We start from the raw sequence: 1,711 nt of genomic DNA on the forward strand, positions 1-1,711 counted from the left end.
CCAACGGGAGGTGATCTCCTGCATCTGCGGGACGGACTTGGTGGTGGTCGCCAAGTTCCGCGCGGCGGCTGTGCCGAGACTCTGCTGAGCGCGGTTCTCGGGACCTGCCTCGACCGACATGTGACTCCTTCTGAGCTCTTACGATCTTGAAGCTGTGTGCAAGGTGCAGGGACACCTGTGGGCAGTGCACCCACAGCGGCGTGTCAGGCCGTCGCCGCGGCGACGGCCGCGCGGAACTCCTGGGTCATCAGGGCCGCCGAGCCACGCTGCACGGGAGCCGGGCCCGGCCCGCCCCACACAGGGTGCAGCGCGGCGCGCGGCTTCTCGTTCATCGCAGCATGGATGACGGCACTGTGCTCCTCGGGCACCTCGCGTCGGTCCGAGACACCGACCATGGTTCCGTGGCGCGTCCCGATCCACCCGAAGGCGGTGGCCCTCCAGTCGGCTTGCCGGGCCGCTATTCTCATCGCGGCCCGGATCAGCTCCACCCCACCCAGGCCAACCGCCTCTCTATCGTCCAGGTTCACCTGGAACGAGCCGCTGTACCCTGCGGCGTTCCACGGACAGGTGCGGCGCAGCAAGGGCACCAGGGGCCTCGGCCATCACGATGCAACGGGGGTCTCTTGCATACGAAGCCACCCGCGCATTCCAGAGCCGCACGAGGCCACGCAAGCTGCCACCGTTCGGGGGAGGAGTGCGCCAGCCACCCGGGGGTGCGGCATCCGGGCGCGGTACGACGGTTGTCGGGCCGATGTACGCGAGGCACTGGCCATCACGAAGATTGGGATTGGCAAGCCGCTATGCCCGTACCGACCGTGTTCGATCACCAGGCCCGCGACTACCGCCTGCCGCTGGCGTACTGGATGGCACGTGCAGCCGATCTGGCCCCTACAAGGACCAGGCCCGCATCGAAGAGGAAGCCCGGGCTTGGGGGTCGGTCGGGTGCGGCACCACCACACTCGCTTCACCCCGCCTTTCCCGCTGCAGGACACCCAGGCCTACACCATCGCCAGCGACCGGATGATCGTCACCGCGTTCCGTGGCACGGAACCGGCGCAGATCAAGGACTGGCTCTCCGACGCCACCACGCCGCCCTGGCCCGGTCCCGTGCAGACCGGGTACGTCCACTACGGCTTCGCCCAAGCCCTGGAGTCCGTCTTCCCGGCCGTGGAAAAGAGGATCGCCGAGTTCCGCGACAACGACCAGCGAGTGTTCCTCACCGGCCACAGCCTCGGCGGCGCGCTCGCCATGCTTGCTGGAGCCCGGCTCCATCTGGAAGAACCCCGGCTCCGTGCTGACGGTATCTACACCTTCGGCCAGCCTCGCACCTGCGACCGACTGCTGGCCAAACTCCCGCCGGAGCCCGCCTTCCACCACGTCGACGCCCTCCGCTACATCGCCGCCGACGGGAAGATGCATGAGCAGGTGCCGCTGCTGGGCAGTCTCCCTGACCGGGCCAAGGGCCTGACCGCCGACGTTCTCGGCCCGGCAACCGACGCGGTCAGGGACCATTCGATTCTGCGGTACATCGCCGCGCTGGAGAAGAATCTGACCTGACGCCGCGATGGGGCCAAGGCCACCCGACACCTGACAACGACCCGGGACTCCCGGACTCCCGTAGTTACAGGCTCCGAACCCACGGAACTCGCGGAGCCTGTAGGTCCGGTAAGTGGGCTTGGGCTGGTTGGCATGTGGCGGGATCAGCGGCGCC

Annotated in this window: 2 protein-coding genes; one reads left to right on the forward strand and one right to left on the reverse strand. The window is 68.3% G+C overall.

Going from position 1 to position 1,711, the window contains the following annotated elements:
• Positions 1 to 203: 203 nt before the first annotated feature.
• Positions 204 to 488, reverse strand: coding sequence for a hypothetical protein (locus ADK54_RS11825; protein ID WP_234392017.1), 285 nt, complete (start codon positions 486 to 488; stop codon positions 204 to 206).
• A gap of 439 nt (positions 489 to 927) precedes the next feature.
• On the opposite strand from ADK54_RS11825, the gene ADK54_RS11830 reads away from it, so the two are divergent.
• Positions 928 to 1,557 (forward strand): lipase family protein, encoded by a 630-nt coding sequence (locus ADK54_RS11830; RefSeq protein WP_420717295.1) that lies wholly within the window; start codon positions 928 to 930, stop codon positions 1,555 to 1,557.
• Positions 1,558 to 1,711: the final 154 nt, after the last annotated feature.

This window comes from Streptomyces sp. WM6378, assembly GCF_001279695.1.
GTDB lineage: Bacteria > Actinomycetota > Actinomycetes > Streptomycetales > Streptomycetaceae > Streptomyces.